Origin of the sequence: Bradyrhizobium sp. LLZ17 (assembly GCF_041200145.1) — a bacterium.
Lineage (GTDB): Bacteria > Pseudomonadota > Alphaproteobacteria > Rhizobiales > Xanthobacteraceae > Bradyrhizobium.
On the sequence record NZ_CP165734.1, the window covers coordinates 5,869,715 to 5,894,588 of the forward strand.

Below are 24,874 nucleotides of genomic sequence, written 5' to 3' on the forward strand. Positions count from 1 at the left end.
GGCAAATCGGGTCGGTCGAGAGGTCTCATGGTTTCGTTGAAGCGGATGGTATGTGCGGCGGCTGCGGTGCTTGCGATGTCCACTATCGCACGTGCGGAAGAGGGCTTCCCCTTCGGCACCGAGATGACGCTCGAGGCGTTGCCTCAGCCCGGCTCGAAACGGATCCCGAACATCGAAATCGGCGACAATGGCGAGGTCGTGCTCGAGCTGTGGTGCAAGGCCGGCAGGGGCCAGTTTTCCGTTGCCGGCAACACCGTGATCTTCGTGCCCGGTCCAATTCAGGATCGTTCCTGTCCGCCGGCAAAGGCGCAGGCCGACGACGATCTCGTCGCGGCGCTCGCGGCCGTCGAGACCTGGAAGCGTCAGGGCGACATGCTGACCCTGATCGGCCCGAAGCCGCTGCGCTTCCGCACCAACGGAAACTAGCTCTTTCCAATCATCCGTTCCTTGACGCGGAATGCAGGGTGTCGGGCACATCCATGTCCAGCAAGAGCGAACTCAGCGACTTGCCATGCGCGTCCAGTGCAAGCGATCGCGTGACGCCGCCGCCGAGAGCGCCGGTCATCACGAAGTTCAGGGCACCGATCGACGGCAGTTCATAGCGGGTGACAGTCCCGGTGACGATGCCACTGAAGGCCTGCTTCACGCGCTCGGCTGTGATGTAAGACCGAAGCGCCTCGTAGTCGTTCGGATCGTAGGCGATCAGCGAGATGTTCGATGTGTTGCCCTTGTCTCCGGTGCGGGAGTGGGCAATGTCGCGCAACTTCATGATGAGGAGGCTCGCTGTTCAAGATCCGGGGTTAGCGTACGTTTCCTGTTCGTCTGCACCCTTGAGCCGGGCGGCTTATGCTTCGAAGATTCGGACTGACGTCGTGACTTGTGTTTCGGGAACGAGGGTCGATGCGACCGCGATCACCTCGCGCGCCGATTTCCAGGCCCCGCCACCGCCGGCCGGGCCATTGGTGTAGAGCGTTTCGACTTCCTCGCCGACGCGTGCCGCTTCTGCGAGCGTCTCGGCACGCCCGGCAATGCGAATCCTGACTTCGTAGGGGTCGTGGCTCTCGGACCGGCCCTCACCGTGCAAGGCGCTGACGCCGATCAGATCGCTCCGCAACTCGGTCAACTTGACACCCGTCAGCGCCAGACGCTCGCGCACGATCTCGCAGGCGAGCTTGCCGCGCGCGACAGCGCCCGGGCCGGCGTAAGACATCTGACCTTCGCCGATGTAGCTGTCGACATAACCGACGGAGACCTTCAACTGACCGGTCTTCGACACGCCGCCTGCTCCGGTGACGTGGACGCGGTCTTGGCCGACCTCATCGATCCGCACCTGGGAGAAGTCTGCGATCACATCCGGCTGGACATAACGCGCGGGATCGTGGATCTCGTAGAGCAACTGCTCTTTGACCGTGGCGGCCGTGACCTGGCCGCCAGAGTCGGCGACCTTGGTGATGACGAGATCGCCATCTTCCCGCACCTCTCCGATCGGGAAGCCGAGGCGGGCGAGCCCTTCGACATCCTTACGGCCCGGGTCGGCGAAATATCCGCCGGTGATCTGGCCGGCGCATTCGAGCAGATGCCCGGCTAGTATTCCCTTTCCTAGCAGCGGCCAATCGTCCAACGCCCAACCGAACTCGTGGAGCAGCGGCCCGAGGAACAGCGAGGGATCGGCGGCGCGACCGGTGATGACGACATCGGCGCCGAGCGCCAGGGCCTGCGCGATGGATGCACCGCCCAGATAGGCGTTGGCGGAAACGATACGGTTGCCCAGCTCGTTCACCGTACCGCCGATGTCAAGCTGGTATTGCGGCGTCCTCACCGCAGCGAGAACGTCGTCGCCCGTCACCGCGGCGACTTTGAGCCCAGCCAGCCCCAGTTCACGGGCGATCGCTCTCGTCGCCTCGGCGGCCGATACCGGATTGGCGGCTCCCATATTCGTGACGATACGAACCTTGTTCGCACGGCAAGCGGGCAGCACCGCCCGCATCCGGGTCGTCAGCAGCGGATCATAGCCCGCGCCCGGATCCTTCAGCCTGGCTGCCTGCGCCAGCGCGATCGTGCGCTCGGCCAGGCATTCGAACACGAGGTAATCCAGCTTGCCGTGCACCGCGAGCTCGACAGCTGGTTCGATCCGGTCGCCGGAATAGCCCGCACCTGATCCAATCCGGAGTGTTCGCATCGGAGATCTCGCTAAAACGTGAAAATGCCGAACAGGACGCCAGCCATCGTCATCACAAGAGATGCCGCGAATAAAAACGGGATCGAGAATTTCTGATGATCGGCCAGATCAATCCCGGTCAATCCTACCACCAGGAAGGTGGCCGGCGTGAGCGGACTGACGGGGAAACCGGTCGTCATCTGTCCGAGCAGTGCGGCCTGCGCCAGCTGTACCTTGGGGACGCCGAGTTGGCCACCGACCTCCGCCACCACGGGCAAGACGCCGAAGTAGAAGGAGTCGGGGTCGAACAGGAGACTAAGTGGCATGGAGATCGCCCCGAGTGCAACCGGCATGAATTTGGCCGCGCTTGCAGGCACAAATCCGACCGCCGCCTGCGCCATCGCCTTCAGCATGCCCGAGCCTTGCATGATGCCGGTAAAGACGCCGGCTGCGAGCAGCACCGACGCCACCAACAGCGCCGCCTTGGCATGCGCATCGATGCGTTGGCGCTGCGCATCGACATTCGGGTAGTTGATCAGCAGCGCAAGACAGGTCCCGACCATGAAGACGATCGCCGGGGTCAGCTTGTCGCCGAGCGCGACCATGATGCCGAGGACCAGGATGGTGAGAAGGATGTTGATCCAGAATTTGTCGGGACGCCGCAGCTTGAGCTCGGATTCGGAGAGCGTCCGCCGAGCGGTCATGTCGATCGCCGCGCCTTTCTCGAGGCCAAGCCGCTTCTCCTTCCTGCGACCGAGCCAATAGGCGACGCCAAAGATGAAGACGATGCCGACCAGCTGAACCGGGATCAGCGGATTGAAGATCTCGGGTATCGGCAATTTGAGTGAAGCCGATGCGCGGATCATCGGGCCGGTCCAAGGCAGGAAGTTCACGCCGGCGGCGAGCGACGCTGCGCAGGCCAGAATACGCCGATCGAGACCGAGACGATCGTACAGTGGCAGCATGGCGGGGATGGTGATGAGGAAGGTCACCGCTCCAGAGCCGTCGAGGTGGATCAGCAGTGCGAGCAGCGTCGTACCCATGACGATCCGCGTCGGCCTCGTGCCGACGGTCCGCAGGATCCGGTCGATGACGGGGTCGAGCATGCCGGCGTCGGTCACGATCCCGAAGAACAGGATCGCGAACACGAACATGCCGACAACCGGGGCCAGGCTTTGCAGGCCGCTGACGATGAACTTGCTGGTGTCCCAGCCGAAGCCGCCCAGCAGGCAGGCAACCAGCGGTACGAGGATGAGAGCGATCAGCGGCGACATGCGTTTCGTCATAATCCCCACAAGCAGGACCGCGATCGTCGCGAGTCCCAGCCACGCCAAATTGAGCATATCTCCCACCTGATGTCTGTTCCGGACTCGTGCCCGACGGTTGGGCGGAATTGAGCGCGCGGCTTCCGATTATTCAATTGAATTTATTCAATGCCAGCAATAGACAAAGCCTATGGATATCAACGTCAGGCAGCTCCGCTCTTTCGTGGCGGTCGCGAAATTGCGCAGCTTCACACAGGCGGCATCCGCGCTGCACGTTTCGCAGCCGACGCTCACGGTCCAGATCAAGCGGCTCGAAGCCTCGCTCGGCCTCAAGTTGTTCGACCGCAATCCGCGTTCGGTGGCTTTGACCAGGATGGGGCGCGAGCTGCTGCCCGCACTCGAACGGACTCTGCAGGATCTCGACTCCGTTCTCAGCGACGCGCGGGGTGACGCCTCCGAGCAGCGCGGTGTGGTCCGTATCGCGGCATTGCCGTCCTTCGCAGCTGGTGTCCTGCCCGACGTGATCGGGAGATTTCGCGCGCAGCATCCGGGCGTGACCTTCGCATTGAAGGACGTCATCGCGAGCCGTGTGCTGGCGCTTAACCGGTCCGAGGATGTCGATCTCGGCCTGACCGGCGGCGATGTGTCATTCCCGGATATCGAGACCATCTTCACCGCGCACGACGAGATGAGCGTCGTCTATCCCGACAAGCATCCGATCGGCGAGCAGCGACGGATCACGGCACGCGTGCTGGCGAACTACCCGCTCGTCATGATGGACCAAGGCACCAGTGTGCGCGCCGTCACCGATCTGGCGTTCAACCGGGCGGGGCTTCTGCCCACGCCAGCCTCCGAGGCCACCTACATGATGACGGCGATCGGCATGGTGCGCGCCGGGATCGGCCTGACCATCCTCCCCGCCTCAGCCCGGGAAATTGTTGCCGAACCCTCGCTGCGAAGCCGGAAGATCAGTGACACCAATTTTTCGCGCCCGGTCGGCCTGATCAAGCGAGCGCAACGGACACTTCCGCCGGTGAGCCGGCTGTTCGCGGATTTCCTCATGGCCAGCAAACGCAGCATCTTCAAGAGAAGCAGGCCTTAGTCACCGCGAGCTATCAGCTCACTCGAAGACAGCAGCCGCGTTTGCACTCACCGAGATTCGGATCGGCGGCGATTGCGCGCCAACACCCGACCTACTTCCACACCGACTTGTCGGCGTCCCAGCGTTGGCCCTTCAGTTCCCTGGTGAGCGCCTCGATCGAGCCGTTGTCGTCAGGCTGGTCGCTCTCCTCGTCGGCTGCCGCCTCATCCGATAGATTGAGCTTCGCGCCGCTGCTCTCGTCGGCGGTGGTGGTCGCGGGGCTACCGATCCAGAGCATCAACTTGTCGGTCGTCCCCGGCTTGTCGGCGGAGACAAGGCCTGCGACCTCGATCGTGTCCGTGAGTTCGAGCGCCGGGAAATCTTGGTTCGGCCGCTTGAACACCAGCTTGAGCTTGCCCGTGGCGGGGTTGAAGCCCTGCGAGACCGGCTTGGCGGCAAGCGTCCGGCTCAGCACGCCCGCAACCGCAGCGGCGAGCTTGTCGCGGTTGATCCTGTCGCCGTCGCGCCAGTCGGCCGCGGCGATGCGGATGGTGCGGTCCATCTCGGCCATCCCGGAGGTCCAGCCTGCGGCGGTGACGCCCGGCGTCGCCTTGAATTTCGCGAGCAGTGCGGCGGCGCGCTCCGGATCGACCGACATGTTGATGGTCTGCTCGCCGGCGCGCAGCGCGTCGCAGCCGACGGTGAGGCTCGCCAGCGTCACCTCGACATCCTGGCCTTTGAGGCTCTTCAGAAAGTCGGTCGCCGCGTCCAGCTTGACCTTGACCGCGATTGCTTCCGGCGAGACTTCGGTAAAATCCTTGGGCTGCGGCGTGATGCCGTCGTCGGTGGTCTGGTTGTCGAGGAATTCCTTCTCGCTGAGATCGGAATTGTCCGGCGAGGTCACCTCGGTCACGCTCTGGCCGATGCCGATCTGGCCACGGAATTCGAAGGTGTCGCCGGTCGGTTTGCGCGAGAGCTTGACGGTGACCGGCGCCTTCTCGCCGAGGCTCTGCGTCGTGCCGGTCAGCGTCTGGCCGGCAACCTGGAGGTTGATGACGAAGCGGTCCTTGCGGTCGGAATTCTTTGCGACGGGGTAGCAGACGTCCAGCACGGCCGCCGTCACCGTTTTGCCCGAGCGCGTTTCCTTCAGGATCACGTCGGCATTGCCGTCCATCAATCCGTCGATCGAGGTGAAATAGCGCGTCTCCGTGCCGCCGGGCGCCGCCGCCTTCGGTGAAAGCTTCATCTGGGCGGAGGCGGAATGCGGCGAACCCGCAAGCAGAGCGGCCAAAAGAATTGTCGGGCAAACCAGCAGCGCGCGCATCGACGTCGTCCTCGAGCAATGGAGCATGATCTGGACCCGGAGGGCCGCGTTAGCGAAAAGTGTGAAGCGGTTTTCCGAAAACATCATGCTCGAACATAGAATCGGCGCCACCGTAATGGGTTTTGGCCGCCGGTTGAAGCTTGGGCCATGGTCGGCAAAAAAGAAGGCCGCCCGGAGGCGGCCTTCGCAACATTGCAATGGAACGGACGGCCTAGAAGCCGCCCATGCCGCCGCCGGCCGGCATCGCCGGGGCCGCTTCCTTCTTGGGCATCTCGGCGACCATGGCCTCGGTGGTCACCAGCAAGCCGGCGATCGAGGCGGCGTCCTGGAGCGCGGTGCGCACCACCTTGGCGGGGTCGATGATGCCCTTCTCGACCATGTCGACATAGGCTTCGTTCTGGGCGTCGAAGCCGAAGGTCTCGGACTTGTTCTCCAGGATCTTGCCGACGACGATGGAGCCTTCGAGCCCCGCGTTCTCGGAGATCTGGCGGACCGGGGCTTCCAGTGCCTTCAGCACGATGTTGATGCCGGCCTGGACGTCGGCATTGGGGTTGGTGAGACGGCCGACCGCCTTCTTGGCGCGCAGCAGCGCGACACCGCCGCCGGGGACGATGCCTTCCTGCACCGCGGCGCGGGTGGCGTTGAGCGCGTCCTCGACGCGGTCCTTCTTTTCCTTGACCTCGATCTCGGTCGCGCCGCCGACGCGGATCACCGCGACGCCGCCGGCGAGCTTGGCCAGCCGCTCCTGGAGCTTCTCGCGGTCGTAATCCGAGGTGGTCTCCTCGATCTGCGCCTTGATCTGGCCGACCCGCGCCTCGATCTCCGGCTTCTTGCCGGCGCCCTTGACGATGGTGGTGTTCTCCTTGTCGATCACCACCTTGCCGGCACGTCCCAGCATCTTCACCGTGACGTTCTCGAGCTTCATGCCGAGGTCTTCGGAGATGAGCTGGCCGCCGGTGAGGATCGCGAGGTCCTCCAGCATGGCCTTGCGGCGATCGCCGAAGCCCGGCGCCTTGACGGCGGCGACCTTGAGGCCGCCACGCAGGCGGTTGACGACCAGGGTGGCCAGCGCCTCGCCCTCGACGTCCTCGGCGATGATGACGAGCGGCTTGCCCGACTGCACCACGGCTTCCAGCACCGGCAGCATGGCCTGCAGGCCGGAGAGCTTCTTCTCGTGCAGGAGGATGTAGGCGTCCTCGAGCTCGGCGGTCATCTTCTCGGCGTTGGTGACGAAGTAGGGGCTGAGATAGCCGCGGTCGAACTTCATGCCCTCGACGATGTCGACTTCGGTATCGAGCGACTTGTTCTCCTCGACGGTGATGACGCCCTCGTTCCCGACCTTCTGCATCGCCTGGGCGATCATCTTGCCGATGGCGCTGTCGCCGTTGGCCGAGATGGTGCCGACCTGGGCGACTTCGGAGGAGGCGGCGACCGGCTTGGCACGCTTCTCGATGTCCTTGATCACGGCTGCGACCGCGATGTCGATGCCGCGCTTGAGGTCCATCGGGTTCATGCCGGCGGCGACCGACTTGGCGCCTTCGCGCACGATGGCCTGGGCCAGCACGGTCGCGGTGGTGGTGCCGTCGCCGGCGAGGTCGTTGGTCTTGGAAGCGACCTCACGGACCATCTGGGCGCCCATGTTCTCGAACTTGTCCTCGAGCTCGATCTCCTTGGCGACGGTGACGCCGTCCTTGGTGATGCGGGGCGCGCCGAACGACTTCTCGATGAGGACGTTGCGGCCCTTCGGGCCGAGCGTCACCTTGACGGCGTTGGCGAGAATATCGACGCCGCGCAGCATGCGATCGCGCGCGTCTCCGGAAAACTTGACGTCCTTGGCAGCCATGATCTGCAATCCCTGTTATTCGTGATGTGTCTTGTTTGGTGATGTGTCTTGTGTGCTCGTCGCATCAATTCCGGGATCCGTGGGTCGAACCCGGCGGAACGATGCATGCCCGGATCTGACGATCCGGGCATGGTATTCAGCGGCCGTTCAGGGCTCTGGCCTTAGGCCATCACGCCCATGATGTCCGACTCTTTCATGATCAGGAGATCTTCGTTGTCGATCTTGACCTCGGTGCCCGACCATTTGCCGAACAGCACGCGGTCGCCGACCTTGAGGTCGATCGGGATCAGCTTGCCGGCCTCGTCGCGCCCGCCGGGACCGACGGCGATGACTTCGCCCTGGGACGGCTTCTCCTTGGCGGTGTCGGGAATGATGATGCCGCCCTTGGTCTTTGCCTCGGCATCGATACGTTTGACCACGACACGGTCATGCAGTGGACGAAATTTGGACTTAGCCATGACGTTTCCCTTTGGAGGCTCGGTTTTCCGAAAGCAGCGGAAGTGGGTGAGGGCAGCGCTGCCATCCACCCTCTTCCCGAGGATCGAACGGCGCGCTTAGCAATCGGTGTTTCCGAGTGCTAATAGTACGCCCGGGAATATGGCTTGGCTGCGATCCTGTCAAGCAAAGGTGGTTAAGCGATTGGTGAGGCGGATATAGGATGGTGAGTTCGGAAGCTCGATTCCGGTGCGGGCGTATATCAGGACGTCATTGCTCCGGCAGCATTTTTGCGCTTGGCTGCGGGAGGGGTGCGGCCGTGGTCTTGTTTGGGGGGAAGCGATGATCAGTTCAGCACATGCGCGCACGGTTGCCCATCTGGCGGCGGCCTCTTGCCTGGCGCTGCTGCTTGGCGCCTGCGGCGGCGGCATGAGCCTGCCGTCCTTCTCGTCGTCGCAGCCGGCGCCCGAGTCCGAGCCCGGCCAGGCGCCGGAAATGCCGGCGTCCATCCGTGCCGACGAGATCGTCGGCCGCTGGGGTCTGGCCTCGTTCCAGAACCCGGCCGATCGCGCCCGCACCGAGGCGGCTGCGCGGGCCCAGTGCAAGAATCCCTACGTGATCGGCGCCGGCACCTCCGGCGGCGTGGTCATGCATCTGGCCGACCAGGCGACCCCGCAGGAACTGCGGCTGAAGGGCTCGCCAGGCGGCAAGAACTATATCGGCCCGCCCGGCCCGACACCCGGCGAGCAGGACCGCGAGATCGTCTCCTTCGACGGCCGCGTCATGATCACCCGCTTCGTCGACAAGGACGCCGCCACCCGCTACGGCAACATGGTCTACGTCCGCTGCGCACCAAGGGCGTAAGGCGGACCGCGCTGCTTCTTTCCCTCTCCCCTTCTTGTGGGAGAGGGTGGATCGCCGCGTAGCGCGGCGAGACGGGTGAGGGGTTTCTCTCCCCGCGTTAAACTCTCACTTTCGAGTTTGCTGAAACAACCCCTCATCCGGCGCTTCGCGCCACCTTCTCCCACAGGGCGAGAAGGGAAGCAGCTGTGCAAGACAATAAACAAAAAACGCCGGCTTGCGCCGGCGTTTTGTTTTTCTCTATGCAACACGTGCTCAGTCGAACAGCGCGTCGATGTCGTCCTGCGAGGCGTGGCCGACGTCGCCGGCGAGCTTCGGGCCGTTGAGGAGCTTTTCGTCGTCGCTGCGGCTGTCGGCCTGCGGCACCACGTGGGACTTGATGGCGTCGACGCCGCCCCAGATCTCCATCATCGCGTTGATGTGCTGCTCGATGAATTTCATCGTGCCCATGACCTTGCTGATGCGCTGGCCAGTCAAGTCCTGGAAGTTGCAGGCCTCGAAGATCGAGATGACGCGTTCCTGGATGTCGTCAGCGAGCCGCTTCTGCTGGTCGGCCGATTGCACCTTGGTCATCGCGCTGGCCGCCTGGTCGATCGACTCCGCGGCTTCGAGGATCTGCTGGGTGGCCTGCTCGGTACCACCGACCACGGCGCCGAGCTCGCCATTGACCTTGGCCATTTCGCCGCCGTCGAAGCTCTTGCCGTGCAGGGTCGCGATTTCGCGCTTGGTGCGGTCGATGGCGTCATGGATCAGGTCGAGCTCGACCTTCAGCTTCTCGCACTGTTCGATCTGGGCCCGGTACGTCTCGAGCTTGACGCGGGCGTCTGAGAGCTCCTGCTCCGTCGTGGCGTCGATCACCGCCATGGCTGCGCTGCCGGACAAGGGCACGCTGCCCTTGGCCATCTGTGCGCGGATCGCACGCAGCTCGGCCATGATCTCGCTATGCATCGGGCCTGCCTCTTCGGTTTCGTCAAGAATTGGCATTTCGCCACCGACGATATCTTCGACACGAAAACGTTTGCGGTGAATTGCCATCAGGATACTCCCCCCACCTCACTCACGCGTCTTTTTAGGCAGAACCGATTTAACACGAAGTTCACAGCCGGAACTGTTGTGCGGCGGTGCGCGACGGCGTGAAAACCGGCGATTAACCATGCACTTGCGGTGTTCACCGAAAATAAACGCTGATCGCCAAATTGCCCTTCGCCTGACGAGATGGTGAATCGAAACGCGGCTTCCGTTTACCAAACAAAACGGCTTTTGCTCTTTATTGACCACGTCGAGGACGCGGATCAGCCAGACGCGTTCGACGGCGAATGCAACTAGACGAAACAGTACAGAGTACGTCGATGTTCAAGAAAATGTCTGTCGCGCTGCTTGGCAGCGCTTGCACCTTCGTTGCCGGCGCGACCAATGCCAGCGCCTTCGACAATAGCGTGCCGAACGATCCGCCGGTGGTGCTCTACCAGCCGCAGGTGCAGCCGGCGCCGGTGCGCGTCGCCTCCAATGCGAACATGGGCGGAGGCTTCATCGAGTTCCTCTTCGGCGATGGGCCCGGCCGCGGTCCCGCCTATGCACCGCAGCAGCCGATGTATCAGCAGCAGCCCGGTTACAACGACCCGCGCCGTCTGCCGCCGATGGGCGAGCCGCAGATGCAGGGCGCAGCCGTGCAGCAGGAGAGCGTCGATGCCCGGCAGCGCCAGTTTGATCCGAGGTTCGAAAAACAACTTGTTGACTATAGCGGCAAGGAAAGCGCCGGCACCCTGGTGGTCGATACGCCGAACAAATTCCTCTATCTCGTCGAGAGCAACGGCAAGGCCATGCGCTACGGCATCGGCGTCGGTCGCCCCGGCTTCACCTGGTCCGGCGTGAAGTCGATCACGGCCAAGCGCGAATGGCCGGATTGGACGCCGCCCGCTGAAATGATCGCACGCCGTCCCGATTTGCCGCGGCACATGGAGGGCGGCCCGGAAAATCCGCTCGGCGCGCGCGCGATGTATCTTGGCTCGACGCTCTACCGCATCCACGGCTCCAACGAGCCCTGGACCATCGGTACCAACGTCTCCTCCGGCTGCATCCGCATGCGCAACGAGGACGTCATCGACCTCTACGGCCGCGTCAACGTCGGCACCAAGGTCGTGGTGATGTGAGGTTTGTTCCCTCTCCCCTTGTGTTGTGGGAGAGGGTGGATCGCCGCGTAAGCGGCGAGACGGGTGAGGGTTCTCTCCGCAATCACTTCTCTCGCAAGTCAATTCGCGGAGAGAACCCCTCATCCGGCGCTTCGCGCCACCTTCTCCCACAAGGGGAGAAGGAAGTTCTGAGCAAGACCTGCAAAATCGAAACGGCCGCCTATTCGGCGGCCGCTTTGGCGGGCAGGCAACTCACGCGTAATCGCTGCCGCCGTCGTCGCCGCCGCCGAAATCGCCGTCGTCGGCCAGGTCGAAATTGCCGTCGTCATTGTCGTTCTGATTGTTGTCGTTCTGGTCGTCGTTGTTCGTCTGATCCGCGAAGCTCTGGCGCTGCTCGCCGCGATCACGGCTCGAGCCGATATCGTTGAGCCCGGCATCGCGGGCGAGCGAGCCGCCGGACTGGTCGCTGCCGCCCCATGGGCTGCCACCGCGGTCTCCAAACGCGCTGCTGTCGCCAAAAGCCTGGTGCGATCCGCCGCCCATCATGCCGCGGAAGCTCGAGAGCAGCAGCGAGCCGCCGACAACGCCTGCGGCGGCCGCTGCGGCCGTCCCCAGGAACGAGCCGCCGCCTCCGCCGACCGGTGGGGCGCCATAGCCTTGGCCGTAGCCCTGACCGGGAGCCTGTCCGTAAGACGGCTGGCCATAACCAGGCTGTGCCTGCTGCATCGCCCCGCCGCTATTCCACACCGGCCGCTGGTCGCGCGGCGGCACGTTCGGAACCGAGCTGCGCGAGGTGCCTGCGCCGAACAACGTCTCGCGCATCGTATCCAGGAAGCCGCCGGACTGCGCCTGCTCGGGCGCATGTCCCGCCTCCAGCTCCTGGATGCGGGCATGGGCGCGCTTCAGCGCCTCATCCTGCAACAGCACGGTTTGCACCAGCGCATAGACCGCGCCGGGTGCCTTGCGTAAGCCGTCGGAGATCGCGGCGATCGCGTCGGGATCGCGCGGTGCATTTTCCAGTTTCGAAAGCCGGTCGAAAAGCTCGTCGACGAGTTGGCGTTCCTGCGGCGTCATGGTGTATCTCCCTCGCGCGAAACAAGCGTGACCGAGATGTAGGGTTCCATTGTGGCCCCAACAGTGGCGGCCGGATTAAATTTCGGTATGCGACAAGCTGCCCCGCAGGCCAGCTTTCGCCGGTTTCATCCCAGTGTCACATTGCTGGCCGCGAGCAGGTCCGCGAATGCGTCGCTCTTGAGATAGGCATGCTCACGTTCCCGGACGTCGGTCATCGGGTCGCGGCCGGTGAGGATGTCGTCGACGAAACCGGGATGGCACATCACGAGGCCACCCTCGGGGAGGCCTTCCAGGAACTGCCGCATCAGTGCGCCGAAATCGGCCGCGCGGGTGAAGTCATAGGCGCCGGCAAATCCCAGATTGAAGCTGAGGCCTGCCTCGCCGGCGCGGCGGCGGAATTGCGCGCTGAGGATATCGAGCACCAGCGCTTTCGGCGAGCTGAGCCGCTGCGCCAGCGGCAGGTCGCGCCCGCCCTGGCGCACCCAAGCGCCCGGCGCGGCTTCGCTGACGGCATCAATGAAGCCGTCGCGCACCTGCGGAAACAGCTGCACATGCTGGTGGCCGTCGACGAAATCCGGCGCGCGGCCGAACGCTTCCGCGAAGGCCGCCGATTGCGCCTTCACCTCGTTGCGGAAGAACTCGCGGTCGAGACGCCGCATCACGCCCGCGCGCAGGAGCTTGGGGAAAGCCAGGAACATGTCGCCGTCGAGCGGGCGGAAATGCATGGTCAGCGGCCGGAATGGCGCCGACAGCGTCACATGCAATCCGATCGCGCAACGCGGGCTCGCCTTCGCCGCGGCCTGGAGCGCATCGATCTCGCGGCGCTCGATCGCGGCACCGACCATCATCACCGACGTCGCATTGAGGCGGCCGCGCTCGATCAGGTCGCGGATGGCGCGGTTGACGCCCGGGCTGATGCCGTAGTCGTCGGCGCAGAGCCAGATCCGCCGCGGCGTCGCGGCCGGGCTCATTCGGCCGCCGTCCTGCTCGACGCGTCGTCGGCTTTGCCGGCCTCAAAATGCTTTTCGCTGTGTTCGGCCACGAAGTAGATCGGGCGCGCCTTCAATTCGGAGAGGATCTTTCCGATGTATTCGCCGACGATGCCGATCATGATCAGTTGCACGCCGCCGATCGTCATCAGGCCGATCACGAGCGAGGGATAGCCGGGCACCTGCTTGCCGGTGGTCAGGACCTCCCACAGGATCGACAGGCCGAACAGGAAGGCGCCCCCGGCCAGGATGACGCCGAGCAGGCTGGCGAAGCGCAGCGGCGCCACCGAGAACGACGTCACGCCCTCGATCGACAGACCAAGCAGGCGCGCGGCGCTGAAGGTTGTCACACCATGGATGCGGGGCGCCGGCTCGTAATCGACCCGGATCTGGCGGAAGCCGATCCAGCTTGCGAGACCCTTGAAGAAGCGGTTGCGCTCCGGCAGCTGCCGGAGTGCCGCCACCGCGCGCGGCGACAGCAGGCGGAAGTCGCCGGCGTCTTCGGGGATCTTCTGCCGGGCGCCCCAATTGATCAGCGCGTAGAAGCCGTGCACGGCGAGCCGGCGCAGGAACGGCTCATTGTCGCGATGCGCCTTGGCGGTGTAGACGACATCATAGCCGTCCTCGATCCAGTGCCGCACCAGCTGCTCGACCATGGCGGGCGGATGCTGGCCGTCGCCGTCCATGAACATGACGGCGCCGAGGCGGGCGTGGTCGAGCCCGGCCATCAGCGCGGCCTCCTTGCCGAAATTGCGTGACAGCGAGACCACCTGGACGTCGACCGTATCGGCCGGCAGGCTGCGTGCGATCGACAGCGACGCGTCCACGCTGCCGTCGTCGACATAAACGACCTCACAGGCGAGGCGATAGCGCTGCCGCAAGGTTTTGGCGAGATCGCAGATGCGCTGGTGCAGGGACACCAGGCCCGCCGCCTCGTTGTAGACGGGGACGACGATCGACAATCCCTTCGCGGCGGCACTGGCCGCGCTGGTCGTCAGGCCGGAAACGTCAGAGCCCAGCGTCATCGATCAAGGTTCCAGAGGCGTTCGAGTCGTCTTGCAAGTCGTCTCAACAGCATATGGTAGCTGCCGTTTCCTGTCGCCATGCTGAACGGACCTGGAGGTTCACTGCCGCAGGAAGGCGTCGAGCCTGGCGAAGAGCGGGTTCTCACGGTCGAACACATAGTCGAGCGAGACCACCGAGACGGTCTCGGCGCCATGCTCGCGCAGGAAGCTTGCCAGCGCGTAGAGCTGTCCCGGTGGGCAGTGCAGCGTCAGCATGCCCGACGAGGTCGGTCCGCCAAACGGGGTCTCGACGCCGAAGCGGCTGTGGGCCTCGGTGAGCAGGGCATCGTCGCACTGCCGGAAGCGGGTGCGGACCTCGCGGTATTTGTTGGCCCGCGCCCGTGCCGCGATGTGATCGAGAATGACGCGCGCCGTCTCGCGGGCCTGAGGCGACCAGTCGGCATGTTTCGAGGCGACCAGATTGGCCTGGCTGCGCAGGATCATGCCGTCGTCGAGCACCCGCAGGCCATTGGCGGCGAGCGTCGCGCCGGTGGTGGTGATGTCGACGATCAGCTCGGCGGCCCCGGCCGCCGGCGCGCCTTCGGTCGCGCCGGTGCTTTCGACAATGCGATAGTCGACGATGCCGTGGTTCGAGAAGAACGCGCGGGTGAGGTTGATGAACTTGGTCGCGACCCGCATCCGCATGTGATGCTGCTCGCGGAAGCCGGTGGTGACATCGTCGAGGTCGGCCATGGAGCGGACGTCGATCCAGGCCTGCGGCACGGCGACGACCACGTCGGCATAGCCGAAGCCCAATCCCTCGATCAGGGACACGCGCTCGTCGGCATCCGCGATGGTCTCGCGTACCAAATCTTCGCCGGTAACGCCGAGATGTGCCACCCCGCGCGACAGTTGCGAGGCAATTTCGCTCGCCGAGAGGTAGGCGACCTCGACATTATCGAGCCCCACGATCGTGCCGCGATAGTCGCGGGCGCCGCCGGCCTTCGACAACTTAAGCCCCGCGCGGGCGAAGAAGGCTTCGGTGTTCTCCTGAAGGCGGCCCTTGGAGGGAACGGCCAGAACGAACGGCGCGCTCATGCTCAAGCTCCCACCTTGCGGCCGATTCCGGTCAGCGCGTCCACCCAGACCGAGAAACCGACGGCCGGAATCGGATCCGGCGAACCGAGCTGGGTCATCAGTCCGTCATAGCGGCCGCCGGCGACCAGCGGCTCGGTGCCGTTGCCCCTGTGATGCAGTTCGAATTCGAAGCCGGTGTAGTAGTCGAGCCCGCGCCCGAACGCCGTCGAGAACCGCGTGCCCTTCACGTCGATGCCGCGCGCGGCCATGAAGCCGACCCGGCTTTCGAACTGGTCGATTGCAGCGGCAAGGTCGAGCTTTGCATCGGTGGTGAGCGCGCGTAGCTCGGCGATCGCCTCGTCCGGATTGCCCGATATCGAGAGGAAGCGCTTGAGCACGGCGATGGCCTGGCGCGGCAGCGCGCCGCCTTTGAGCGTCGATTGCTCGAGGAAGCGGTCGGCGATCTCGGCCGTGGTGCGGCCGCCGACATTGATGGTGCCGGCGATCGACATCAAATCGGAGACGAACGCGAGCGCCGCCTTGCGGTCGGAGCCGGCGAGCGCGGCCAGCACGCCCTCATATTCACTGCGGGTGGTGGCGGTCGTGCGCGCCAGCCGCTCCAGATCCTGCTCCAGGCTGATCTTGCGGTTGAAGTCCTTGACCAGGCGGCGGCGCCACACCGGATAGAGGTCGAGCGCATCGAGCAGCGCGTTGAACAGCGCGACGTCGCCGGTGCGGATCTCGACGTCGCGGACGCCGAACGCGGCGGTTGCTTCCAGCGCCAGCGCCAGCATCTCGGCATCCGCCGCGGCGCGGTCCTGGCGGCCGAACGATTCGATGCCGGCCTGCAGGAATTCACTGGCCTGCCCGCTGCGGTAGCGGAACACCGGACCGAGATAGCTGAACCCGGCCGGCTGGCCGGCCCGGCTAGAGGCCAGATAATCGCGGGCCACCGGAATCGTCAGGTCCGGGCGCAGGCAGAGCTCCTCGCCGGACAGGTCCGTCGTCAAATACAGGCTTTTGCGGATGTCCTCGCCGGAGAGATCGAGGAACGGCTCGGCCGGTTGCAGGATCGCGGGCTCGGCCCTGACATAGCCGGCCTGCGCGAACGACAACAGCAGCGTATCCGCCCAGGCGGCGGAGCCGGCAGCATTTGAGGTGGCAGTCGCGGTCATCTCGGGGTCCATTGTCCCGGTGGAACCGGGCAGGGCAAGGGAAGGGACGGGAGTTGGCGCAGCCCTTAGCATGGCCCGAAAGCGGTTTCGACCTCCAAAGGATCAATCGCTTAACAGTCGGTCGCCGTGCCCTGGGCTCGATACGAACGAATCGATTGCGGCGTGGCCGCGCCGATCGGCTCTGGAGATCGGCAATGGCCCAACCCCGCGGCTGTCCGGGGGCATATGCAACAGAGGCTGACCTCAGCTCAGATCATGTAGATCCTTGCCAAGCGGCGCCGTGAGGCGAAATGCCGAGAAAACGACCCTCAGTCCGGCCCGCTCGGGTGTGCAGGCCATCGGCCCCACAAGGAACGAGTTCGCCTTGGGGAATGGTGCCAATCGCATAAGCGGCCAGAGCTTGCCATCGGCCGAAACCTGCAAGCGAAGGACGCCATTCGTCACGGTTGCGCGCATCCGGAAGTCGCCGGCGTCGTGCTCATAGGGGGCTGTCGCCCAGTCCGATCGTCCGTCGGTCAGAACGCTGCCAAGCATGGCGCGGCCGTCGGAGAATTCGAGTCCGGCCTTGACCCAACGTTCCGCGTCGATACGGATCATAATGCCCGCTTGGTCGTACAGCGCCCGAAAATCGCCTTGGACGCGCAGCTCGGCGGTGAATGCCGCGGCGGTGCGGAAGCCCAGGAAATGCCCGCTGTCCCGGGTGAAACCGTAATGGGTTTCGCGCCAGAAATCGGTGGCTCGATCAGTGACCATCTCAAGACCATCCTCGCGCGCGGTCCATTGTTCCGGTTCGTTCAGCCACACACCGTCGCTTCGACCGAAGATCGGATCGCTCATGTCATACCTCGATGAGTCTTGGCAGCCGGTCCAATGCCATCCCGCAACCAGCAGGACAATCCAAACCAAGACAGAGTCTGGTTCGACCAGGCCGAACCAGACTCTGTCAGCTGTTGCGTCGGCCTGAAGATAAGGAGCTCAGAGCAGCCCGTTCTTCTTCAGGATCTCCGATGCGTTGTCCCGCGTAATCAGCATCGTGGGCAAGGTGATGACCGGCTCGAGCTTTTCGCCCTTCAAGAGTTTGACAGCTTGCCGCAGCCCTTCGGCTCCGGGCGTTGCATAGAGGAATGTCGCCGTGAGCTGCCCCTTGCTGACCCAGGTCACGCCTTCATCCGGCAGGCCGTCGATGCCAAGAATGAACTTGATATCCTTGTCGCGGCCGGCGTCCTTGGCCGCGAGATAGGCGCCATAGGCCATCGGATCGTTATGGCCATAGACCAGGTCGATCTTCTCGTTGTTGCGCAGCGCAGTCGTCATGATGTTGTAGGCTTTGTCCTGCTTCCAGTCGCCCGACTGATTGTTGAGCAGGTTCTTGATGCCCGGTTCCTTGTCGGTGAAAGCATGGAAGCCGTCGTGCCGGTCGTGTGCGGGCTGCGTGCCCATTCCGCCCCAGATTTCGACGACGTTGCCGGTCGCCTTGCCGGGACCGCCGAGCAGCTTCACGGCATATTCGCCGGCGGCCTTGCCGATCGCGACATTGTCGCCGCCGATGAACTGTGTGATCCGCTTGGTGTCGACGTTGCGATCCAGCACGATGACCGGAATCTTGGCGTCGATCGCCTTCTCGACGACCCCGGTCAGCCCCGCCGATTCCTTGGGTGAGATCAAGAGGACGTTGACCTGCTGGACAATGAGGTTTTCGCAATCGGCGACCTGCTTCTCGGTCTTGTCCTGGCCGTCGGTGATGACGAGCTCGACGTCGGGCTGCTTCTTGGCCTCGGCCTGGATATCCTTGTTGAATTGCACGCGCCACGGCTCGAGCGTGGTGCATTGGCTGAAGCCGACTTTCCACTTCGCGGCGGCCTTGGCGGGACTCCAGCCGGCCGGCACGTAGATCGTCATCGCGGCGCCGGCCATGGTGGTCGACAGTTTTAGGAATTCACGACGCTTCATCGAGATCCTCCCTTGCAAATTGCGCCTTGGCGGCGCTTGGCAGCCGACAGGATTCGGCTGTTTTCGGATCGGCACTGGCTTCCGGCGATCGGCTGAACCGCCATCGCGCGATGAGCTGGCCGAGATTCTGCTCCTGCACCAGCACGGTGCAGACGATGATCAACCCCTTCATCAGCAGCTGGACGTTGGAGTCGATATTCTGAAGCTGGAGGATGTCCGACAGTAAACCGAAGATCAGGACGCCGACGAAGGTGCCGGCGAGACCACCTCGTCCGCCCATCAGGCTGGTGCCGCCGATCACGACGGCGGCGATGGCGTCGAGTTCGAGTCCGGCGCCGGCGTCCGGCTTGCCTTGCCGGTACTGCGCGACGAACAGGACCCCCGCAATTCCCGCCAACAGGCCCGACAGCAGATAGGCCGTGAGCTGGACCTGGGCCACCTTGATGCCCGAAAGCTTGGCGGCCTCGATGTTGCCGCCGATCGCATAGGCGTAGCGTCCAAAGGTCGTGAAGCGCAGGAGCGCGCCGAACAGGATGATCGCCGCGAGGAAGAAAACACTCGGCATAGGCAGCACGCCCCACAGCATCGAGCGCAGCAGCTCGAACGCTTCGGTGGCGTTGGTGCCGGTATAGACCGGCACGACGGCATTGTCCTGACCGGCCGTGAGACGGGCGATGCCGAGTGCGCTGACCATCATGGCCAGCGTGGCGATGAAAGGTTGCAAACGTCCCGCGACGGTCAAGAGCCCGTTGATCGCCCCAAGCAGCAGCGCCAGGCACGGCGCGACGAGGAGAACGCCGAGTACGCCGAACTTGGCCGTCGCCTGGCTCGCCGTCCACCACGCAATTGCGGCGGCGCCGAGAAGGCCAAGCAGCGCGGGAATCCACAGGCCGCGCCAGCGCGACACGGTGAGCTCGCGGCGCCGCCCCGCGCCGACGTCACGGCCTCGCGCCAGCCCCCGGAGAATGAAGCGCACAACGAGCGCAATGGCTGCGCCACTCACGAGCGTCGCCGCCGGAACGCCCATTACCGCGGCCGCGGTCCAGCCGGGCTTGGTGAGCAGCATCGCGCAGATCACCGTCGAAAAGCCCATGACCGAGCCGACGGACAAATCGATGCCGCCGAGCAGAATGACCATCGTCATGCCGGTGGCCACCAGGCCCGTGATCGAGACCTGCCGCAGCACGTCGGTCAGGTTGCCGTAGGACAGGAAGATGTTGTTACCGGATGACGTATGCGGCGAGGTGAGCGCACCGACCAGGCAGATGAGCAGCAACCCCCAGTAAAGCTTGGTCCGAGACAAGAGCCGAAGAAACGCCTTCATGACAATGCTTCCTGCGACCACGCTGCCATGCCTGGCGCTGCAAGACGCATCACCGTCTCTTGCGTCGCGCAGTCGCGCGGCAGGATTCCGGTCTGCCGTCCCTCACACATCACCAGGATGCGGTCGGACAACAGAAGTAGCTCCGGCATCTCGGAGGTGACCACGACGATGCCGAGGCCCTGCGCGGCGAGATCGAAGATCAGCCGGTAGATGTCCTGCTTCGCGCCGATATCGATGCCGCGGGTCGGCTCGTCGAGCAGAAGAATCCGCGGTTCGGTGGCGAGCCATTTGCCGATCACGACCTTCTGCTGATTGCCGCCGGAGAGCGCTGCTGCCGTCTGATCGATGCCGGTGCAGCGGACCGAGAGCTGGCCGACCATGTCGGCCGCCAGGGCGCGCTCACGCGCGACGGCGCGCAGGCCGAAGCGCGACAGCGCGCCGATCGAGGGCAGGGCGATATTGTCGCATATCGAGGCCGCAAGGTGCAGGCCGCGCTCTTTGCGATCCTCGCTCACAAGCGCGACACCGAGGCGGTAGGCCTCCGTTGGCGAGCTGATATCGGCGGTTGTGCCGTCGATCGCGATGGTGCCACCCCGCCAACCGTTTGCGACACCAAAGATAGATTCGAGGATCTCCGTCCTGCCGGAACCGAGCAGGCCGCCGATGCCGAGGATCTCGCCGCGCCTGAGCTGAAAGCTGACGCCGTGCAACGTTCGGCGCCAGCCGTGCGGACCGAGCGTGTCCAGCGTCAGGTCATCCACAGAAAGGACGTTCGCACCGCCTTGCGCGGCCGCACCGCGATCGCTTGTGACCATGTCGCGGCCGACCATCGCCGAGATGATCGCGCCGCGCGACAAGTCACCGATCGGAGCCGTGACAACGTGCCTGCCGTCGCGCAGCACCGTCACCCGGCCGGCGAGATCGAGCACCTCCTCGATCCGATGCGAGGTGTAGATGATCGCGACGCCCTCGCTTGCGAGTTGTCGGACGATCTTGAACAGGGTCTCGCATTCCGACGACGACAATGCGGAGGTCGGCTCGTCCATGATGAGGATGCGGGCGTCGAGCGATAGCGCCTTGGCGATTTCAACCAATTGCTGCTCGCCGACACGCAAGTCGGCGATCCGACTTTCGGGAGCGATCCAGACGCCGAGACGGTGCAGCAGACGCTCCGCCGCCTTGACCATGCGGCGGCGGTCGATCAGCATGCCGCCGATCAGCGGCTCGCGGCCGAGAAAGATGTTATCGGCAATGCTCAGCTCGGGAACGAGATTGAGCTCCTGGTGGATGATCGCGACGCCGGCCTCTTCAGCATCGCGCACGCCGGCAAATGCGGCGGCCCGGCCACCGACCTGAATCGTCCCCTGATAGCTCGTGTGCACGCCCGCAAGGATTTTCATCAAGGTGCTCTTGCCGGCGCCGTTCTCGCCCATCAGCGCGTGCACCTCACCGCAGCGCAGATCGAAGTCGACGTTATTGAGCGCCTTTACGCCGGCAAAGGACTTCGAGACGCGTTCCGCAGAAAGCACGACCTGCCCGGTCGGCGCGCGGGCCCGGCTCATCTCGACCATACGGGGGAGCGGTCCGCGGCCCGATCATCCTCTCCTCCGAGGGCGCCGAAGCGTGTCTCCATCGGGCTAATCTCCTCCCGGCGCGCCAAAGTCTTTGGAGATGTCGCGTGCCAAGTGTTCGTTTGTTGCTTTTCTGATATGCTAGTTATATCAGTTGCTGCTCGTCAAGCCTCTTGGTGTCCACAATTGCTCCCGCGCCACTGGACATGTGAACGTCAGCCATAGGACCACAGCATGCATTCACTCGGCGGATTCAGCGGAGGAACGGCCGCCGCACGTCGGGCGGGCGGATCGAAAGTCGACCAGGCCTATTTGGCACTCAAGCGAGCCATCGTGTCGGGCGCGCTCGCGCCGGACGCCCCAATCGACAAGAACGAGTGGTGTGCAATTTTCGAAGTGTCTCGACTTTCCATCACGACCGCGATCAATCGGCTCGCTTTTGAGGGGCTTGTCGTCGTTGAGCCGCAACGCGGCTCTTACGTGGCCAAGATCCACCTTGAGGATGTGCGGCAATGGATGTTGATGCGGCGCGCGCTGGAGGTAGAGGTTGTGGGGGTTTGTGCAGCCGACATGCGGGACGATGCGATCGCGGCGCTTGGTCAGAACCTCGCCTACCAAATGGCCGCCATCACCAGCGGCGATCTCCAGGGCTTCCACGAACTCGACACCCGATTTCATCGCCAGATGACTGAGGGCTTGCATCTGGGGCGGGTTGGCGAAGTCCTCGATCCAATCCGAACTCATCTTGAGCGAGTTCGCCGCACGCTGCTGCCGGAGCCGGGCCGGCCCGAGGGAACCCTCCGTGAGCACGAGGCGATATTCCGCGCGATTGCTGCGCATGAGCCGGACCAGGCAAAGAACGAAATGGCGAATCATCTCGATCGCGTGTCGCGCGAGTTGCAGTCTTTTGTCGCGAAACATCCCGGCTTCTTCGAAGACTAGCACTCGGAATCAGGGCTTGGTGACACCGCGGCCTCCGCGGCTCTTGATTCACGACGCTCCAAGGAAAGGCGGGGCTAGCTGCCACGCCAATCGCCCAGCACCGCCTGCACCAGCGCCAGCGCCGCTACGGCGGCCGTGTCAGCGCGCAGGATCCGCGGGCCGAGCGCGAGCCGCAGGATACTGGGCTGCCGCAGCAGCAGCGCGCGCTCTTCCTCGGCAAAGCCGCCTTCCGGGCCGATCAGCACGTCGATGCCAATTCTGCCTTGGTCGTGCCCGGCCTCGCGCGCGGCTTGCAGGCCATGAATGGGGTTTTCGACCTCCGCCGCCTCATCGCAGAAGACGAGGAGCCGGTCGGGGTCGCGCTGGCCCAGGAAGCGCTCGAGCGGCACCGGCTCGGCCACCGCAGCAAGGCTCAAGATCCCGCATTGCTCGGCCGCCTCGATCACATTGGCCCGCATGCGCTCGGTGTTGACGCGGGACGCCTGCGTGAAGCGGGTCTGGACCGGTTGCAGGACGGCCGCACCCATCTCGACGGCCTTCTGCACGGTGTAGTCCAGCCGCGCATGCTTGAGCGGGGCAAAGACGTAGGCGAGGTCGGGCAGGGTGTCCTGGGCACGAGCCTGCTGGAGGATCACGAGGTTGTCGGGCCGCTTGCGACCTTCGATCGCGGCCTGCCATTCGCCGTCGCGGCCGTTGAAGGCCAGGATCGGGGCGCCAGCCGAGAGCCGGAGCACGTTGCCGAGATAATTGCTCTGGTCGCGGTCGAGCGGAACCCTGGCGTCCTGGGTGAGGGGGGTATCGACGAACAGGCGGGGAGCGCGAAAATCGTGGGAGGGCATCGTTCAAAGGTCCGTTTTGCCGCCGTTCTTAGCCGAAAGCAGCCATTTCGGGGGTAAATATTGCCGAACCGGTGCGTCCCCGCGCCGCGCTCCTGCCCTATTCAACGGGTTGTTAAGCGCCGGCGGGAATCGTAAAAGCGCGAAGACGCTGGTTGCGCTTCAATTGGGAAGACGCCGAACCCCCGTAGCTCCTGCCGGAGAGACTATCTTGATGATCCGTCGTTTGATGGTTCCGATCACTGCCGCCATGGTCACCTTGGGGGCCGCTGCAGCTTACGCGCAGGGCTTCCCGGCGCCGCTGCCGGGCCAGACCGCGCCCGATCCGGCGTTTCCGCCCGTCAACGGCTCGGCGCCGGTCGCCTCCGTCGGTGGCGCGCCGCAAGCATCCTTCCCCACGGGAGGTGCCGCGCCCATCGGCGGCGCCGGCGCTTTCAGCGCGGCTCCCCCGACGCAAAGCGGTCCCGGCGAGGACTGCATGAAGGCGTTCATCCCGCTCCGCGAGGACGCCGAAAAACGCGGCAAGCTGATCAAGGCCGCGAGTGACCGCCATGCCCCACCGGACGAGGCTTGCAAGCTGATCAAGAATTTCAGCCAGGCCGAATTCAAGATGATCAAGTACATCGAAACGCATGCCGCCAAATGCGGAATCCCGCCGCAGATCGGCGAGCAGATGAAGAGCGGCCACAAGAATACCGAGGCCATGCAGACGAAGGTCTGCATGGTCGCGCAACAGCCGCGCGGACCGGCCGGCCCGTCGCTAAGTGAGGTGGTTGGTTCGGGCTCGGCGCCGGAAGCCAATGCCGGCAAGAAGGGCGGCAGCACCTTCGACACGCTCAACGGCAACGTTCTGACCCGATGAGCGATACATCCGCCCGCGTTGCCGATTCCACCGGCAACTGGGTCGATACGCTCGCGCCGCAATGGGCGCGGCCTTATTTGCGATTGTCGCGCTTCGACCGTCCGATCGGCTCCTGGCTGCTGTTGATGCCGTGCTGGTGGTCGGCGGCACTCGCCGCCGCCATGGCGCACGACGTCCGCCGGCTGCCGCTCACCATTGTCCTGTTCTTCGTCGGCGCCTTCGTGATGCGGGGGCGGGCTGCACCTGGAACGACATCACCGACCGTGACCTCGACGCCAAGGTCGAGCGCACCCGCTCGCGGCCGCTGCCGTCCGGGCAGGTGAGCGCGAAGCAGGCGCTGGTCTTCCTGGTGGTGCAGGCCCTGATCGGTCTGGTGGTGCTTCTGCAGTTCAACCGGTTTGCGATTGCGACCGGCATCGCCTCGCTTCTGATCGTCGCAATCTATCCCTTCATGAAGCGCATCACCTGGTGGCCGCAGATCGTCCTCGGGCTCGCCTTCTCCTGGGGCGCCCTGATGGGATTTGCCGTCACCTTCGGCCGCATCGATGTGACGGCGCTGGTGCTCTATGCCGGCGCGATCTCCTGGGTGATCGGCTATGACACGATCTACGCGCATCAGGACACCGAGGACGACGCGCTGATCGGCGTCAAATCCACCGCGCGCCTGTTCGGCGCGCATACGCATCAGGCGCTGATCCTGTTCTATGGGCTTGCGGTGATGCTGATCGGCGTCGCGCTCGCGTCAGGCGATGCGCGCTGGCCGGCCTGGGTCGGGCTTGCGGCCTTCGCCGCGCATCTGGCGTGGCAGATCAGGCGGCTCAGGATCGAGGATCCCGATCTCTGCAAGCGCGTGTTCTACTCGAACAAGCATGCGGGTCTGTTGTTGTTCGCAGGATTGCTCGCCGACGCGGTGACGCGGGCTGGGTAGTTTCTTAGGGTGGGTTAGCGAAGCGTAACCCACCACTTTCTTTGCG

Annotated in this window: 23 protein-coding genes and 1 pseudogene; 7 read left to right on the plus strand and 17 right to left on the minus strand. The window is 64.5% G+C overall.

The genetic code is table 11. From position 1 onward, the window contains the following. Positions 1 to 27 precede the first annotated feature (27 nt). The gene (locus AB8Z38_RS28120) at positions 28 to 426 is read left to right on the plus strand and encodes an META domain-containing protein (protein ID WP_369720931.1); all 399 of its coding nucleotides are present in this window, start codon (positions 28 to 30) and stop codon (positions 424 to 426) included. Positions 427 to 436: 10 nt separating this feature from the next. Here the strand turns inward: AB8Z38_RS28120 and AB8Z38_RS28125 are convergent, their stop codons facing one another. From AB8Z38_RS28125 to AB8Z38_RS28135, 3 genes are all read right to left on the minus strand, one after another. Next, entirely contained in the window at positions 437 to 769 is a 333-nt protein-coding gene (locus tag AB8Z38_RS28125; RefSeq protein ID WP_369720932.1) for a hypothetical protein, read from the minus strand. Between the two features lie 75 nt (positions 770 to 844). Continuing rightward, complete coding sequence (locus AB8Z38_RS28130; RefSeq protein ID WP_369720933.1) at positions 845 to 2,179, minus strand: acyclic terpene utilization AtuA family protein; 1,335 nt, start codon at positions 2,177 to 2,179, stop codon at positions 845 to 847. 11 nt (positions 2,180 to 2,190) lie between these two features. Further along, positions 2,191 to 3,501: a CitMHS family transporter gene (locus AB8Z38_RS28135; RefSeq protein WP_369720934.1), complete on the minus strand. Its 1,311-nt coding sequence runs from the start codon at positions 3,499 to 3,501 to the stop codon at positions 2,191 to 2,193. A 112-nt stretch (positions 3,502 to 3,613) separates the two neighbouring features. Here AB8Z38_RS28135 and AB8Z38_RS28140 point away from each other — a divergent pair, with 112 nt between their 5' ends. Then, positions 3,614 to 4,525 (plus strand): LysR substrate-binding domain-containing protein, encoded by a 912-nt coding sequence (locus AB8Z38_RS28140; protein ID WP_369720935.1) that lies wholly within the window; start codon positions 3,614 to 3,616, stop codon positions 4,523 to 4,525. 91 nt (positions 4,526 to 4,616) lie between these two features. On the opposite strand, the gene AB8Z38_RS28145 is transcribed toward AB8Z38_RS28140, so the two are convergent. The 3 genes from AB8Z38_RS28145 to groES all read right to left on the minus strand — a co-directional run bounded on the left by AB8Z38_RS28145 (position 4,617) and on the right by groES (position 8,129). After that, positions 4,617 to 5,828, minus strand: a complete 1,212-nt coding sequence (locus tag AB8Z38_RS28145; RefSeq protein WP_369720936.1) for a hypothetical protein — start codon at positions 5,826 to 5,828, stop codon at positions 4,617 to 4,619. Between the two features lie 211 nt (positions 5,829 to 6,039). Then, positions 6,040 to 7,671, minus strand: coding sequence for a chaperonin GroEL (gene groL / locus AB8Z38_RS28150; protein ID WP_369720937.1), 1,632 nt, complete (start codon positions 7,669 to 7,671; stop codon positions 6,040 to 6,042). Positions 7,672 to 7,832: 161 nt separating this feature from the next. After that, positions 7,833 to 8,129: a co-chaperone GroES gene (gene groES / locus AB8Z38_RS28155; RefSeq protein ID WP_369720938.1), complete on the minus strand. Its 297-nt coding sequence runs from the start codon at positions 8,127 to 8,129 to the stop codon at positions 7,833 to 7,835. A gap of 319 nt (positions 8,130 to 8,448) precedes the next feature. Here groES and AB8Z38_RS28160 point away from each other — a divergent pair, with 319 nt between their 5' ends. Further along, the gene (locus AB8Z38_RS28160; RefSeq protein WP_369720939.1) at positions 8,449 to 8,970 is read left to right on the plus strand and encodes a hypothetical protein; all 522 of its coding nucleotides are present in this window, start codon (positions 8,449 to 8,451) and stop codon (positions 8,968 to 8,970) included. A 252-nt stretch (positions 8,971 to 9,222) separates the two neighbouring features. Here AB8Z38_RS28160 and AB8Z38_RS28165 read toward each other — a convergent pair whose 3' ends face one another. Then, positions 9,223 to 10,002: a protein phosphatase CheZ gene (locus AB8Z38_RS28165; RefSeq protein WP_369720940.1), complete on the minus strand. Its 780-nt coding sequence runs from the start codon at positions 10,000 to 10,002 to the stop codon at positions 9,223 to 9,225. 314 nt (positions 10,003 to 10,316) lie between these two features. Here AB8Z38_RS28165 and AB8Z38_RS28170 point away from each other — a divergent pair, with 314 nt between their 5' ends. Beyond that, positions 10,317 to 11,117 carry a L,D-transpeptidase gene (locus AB8Z38_RS28170; protein WP_369720941.1) on the plus strand — a complete coding sequence of 267 codons (801 nt, stop codon included), beginning with the start codon at positions 10,317 to 10,319 and terminating at the stop codon, positions 11,115 to 11,117. 231 nt (positions 11,118 to 11,348) lie between these two features. On the opposite strand, the gene AB8Z38_RS28175 is transcribed toward AB8Z38_RS28170, so the two are convergent. From AB8Z38_RS28175 to AB8Z38_RS28215, 9 genes are all read right to left on the minus strand, one after another. Beyond that, entirely contained in the window at positions 11,349 to 12,170 is an 822-nt protein-coding gene (locus tag AB8Z38_RS28175) for a DUF2076 domain-containing protein (protein ID WP_369720942.1), read from the minus strand. A gap of 125 nt (positions 12,171 to 12,295) precedes the next feature. After that, on the minus strand, positions 12,296 to 13,141 hold the full coding sequence (locus tag AB8Z38_RS28180) for a ChbG/HpnK family deacetylase (RefSeq protein WP_369720943.1): 846 nt from the start codon (positions 13,139 to 13,141) through the stop codon (positions 12,296 to 12,298). Next, entirely contained in the window at positions 13,138 to 14,184 is a 1,047-nt protein-coding gene (locus tag AB8Z38_RS28185) for a glycosyltransferase family 2 protein (RefSeq protein WP_369720944.1), read from the minus strand. Before AB8Z38_RS28185 ends, AB8Z38_RS28180 begins: the two co-directional genes overlap by 4 nt. A 99-nt stretch (positions 14,185 to 14,283) precedes the next feature. After that, positions 14,284 to 15,261, minus strand: coding sequence for an ATP phosphoribosyltransferase (hisG, locus tag AB8Z38_RS28190; protein WP_369720945.1), 978 nt, complete (start codon positions 15,259 to 15,261; stop codon positions 14,284 to 14,286). 2 nt (positions 15,262 to 15,263) lie between these two features. After that, on the minus strand, positions 15,264 to 16,415 hold the full coding sequence (locus tag AB8Z38_RS28195; protein WP_369720946.1) for an ATP phosphoribosyltransferase regulatory subunit: 1,152 nt from the start codon (positions 16,413 to 16,415) through the stop codon (positions 15,264 to 15,266). Positions 16,416 to 16,658: 243 nt separating this feature from the next. Continuing rightward, positions 16,659 to 17,252: a DUF1349 domain-containing protein gene (locus AB8Z38_RS28200; RefSeq protein WP_369720947.1), complete on the minus strand. Its 594-nt coding sequence runs from the start codon at positions 17,250 to 17,252 to the stop codon at positions 16,659 to 16,661. Between the two features lie 138 nt (positions 17,253 to 17,390). After that, entirely contained in the window at positions 17,391 to 18,314 is a 924-nt protein-coding gene (locus AB8Z38_RS28205; RefSeq protein ID WP_369726627.1) for a substrate-binding domain-containing protein, read from the minus strand. A 37-nt stretch (positions 18,315 to 18,351) separates the two neighbouring features. Beyond that, positions 18,352 to 19,689, minus strand: a complete 1,338-nt coding sequence (locus tag AB8Z38_RS28210) for an ABC transporter permease (protein WP_369720948.1) — start codon at positions 19,687 to 19,689, stop codon at positions 18,352 to 18,354. Beyond that, entirely contained in the window at positions 19,686 to 21,260 is a 1,575-nt protein-coding gene (locus AB8Z38_RS28215) for a sugar ABC transporter ATP-binding protein (protein ID WP_369720949.1), read from the minus strand. The genes AB8Z38_RS28210 and AB8Z38_RS28215 overlap by 4 nt, the downstream gene beginning before the upstream one ends. 234 nt (positions 21,261 to 21,494) lie before the next feature. On the opposite strand from AB8Z38_RS28215, the gene AB8Z38_RS28220 reads away from it, so the two are divergent. After that, positions 21,495 to 22,202, plus strand: coding sequence for a GntR family transcriptional regulator (locus tag AB8Z38_RS28220; protein ID WP_369720950.1), 708 nt, complete (start codon positions 21,495 to 21,497; stop codon positions 22,200 to 22,202). Between the two features lie 74 nt (positions 22,203 to 22,276). On the opposite strand, the gene AB8Z38_RS28225 is transcribed toward AB8Z38_RS28220, so the two are convergent. Next, entirely contained in the window at positions 22,277 to 23,041 is a 765-nt protein-coding gene (locus AB8Z38_RS28225; RefSeq protein ID WP_369720951.1) for a 16S rRNA (uracil(1498)-N(3))-methyltransferase, read from the minus strand. A gap of 211 nt (positions 23,042 to 23,252) precedes the next feature. Between AB8Z38_RS28225 and AB8Z38_RS28230 the strand changes: the two genes are divergently transcribed. Both AB8Z38_RS28230 and ubiA read left to right on the plus strand, forming a co-directional pair. Further along, positions 23,253 to 23,900, plus strand: a complete 648-nt coding sequence (locus AB8Z38_RS28230) for a hypothetical protein (protein WP_369720952.1) — start codon at positions 23,253 to 23,255, stop codon at positions 23,898 to 23,900. Next, positions 23,897 to 24,828: pseudogene (ubiA, locus tag AB8Z38_RS28235) on the plus strand (4-hydroxybenzoate octaprenyltransferase). Before AB8Z38_RS28230 ends, ubiA begins: the two are co-directional and overlap by 4 nt. Positions 24,829 to 24,874 lie beyond the last annotated feature (46 nt).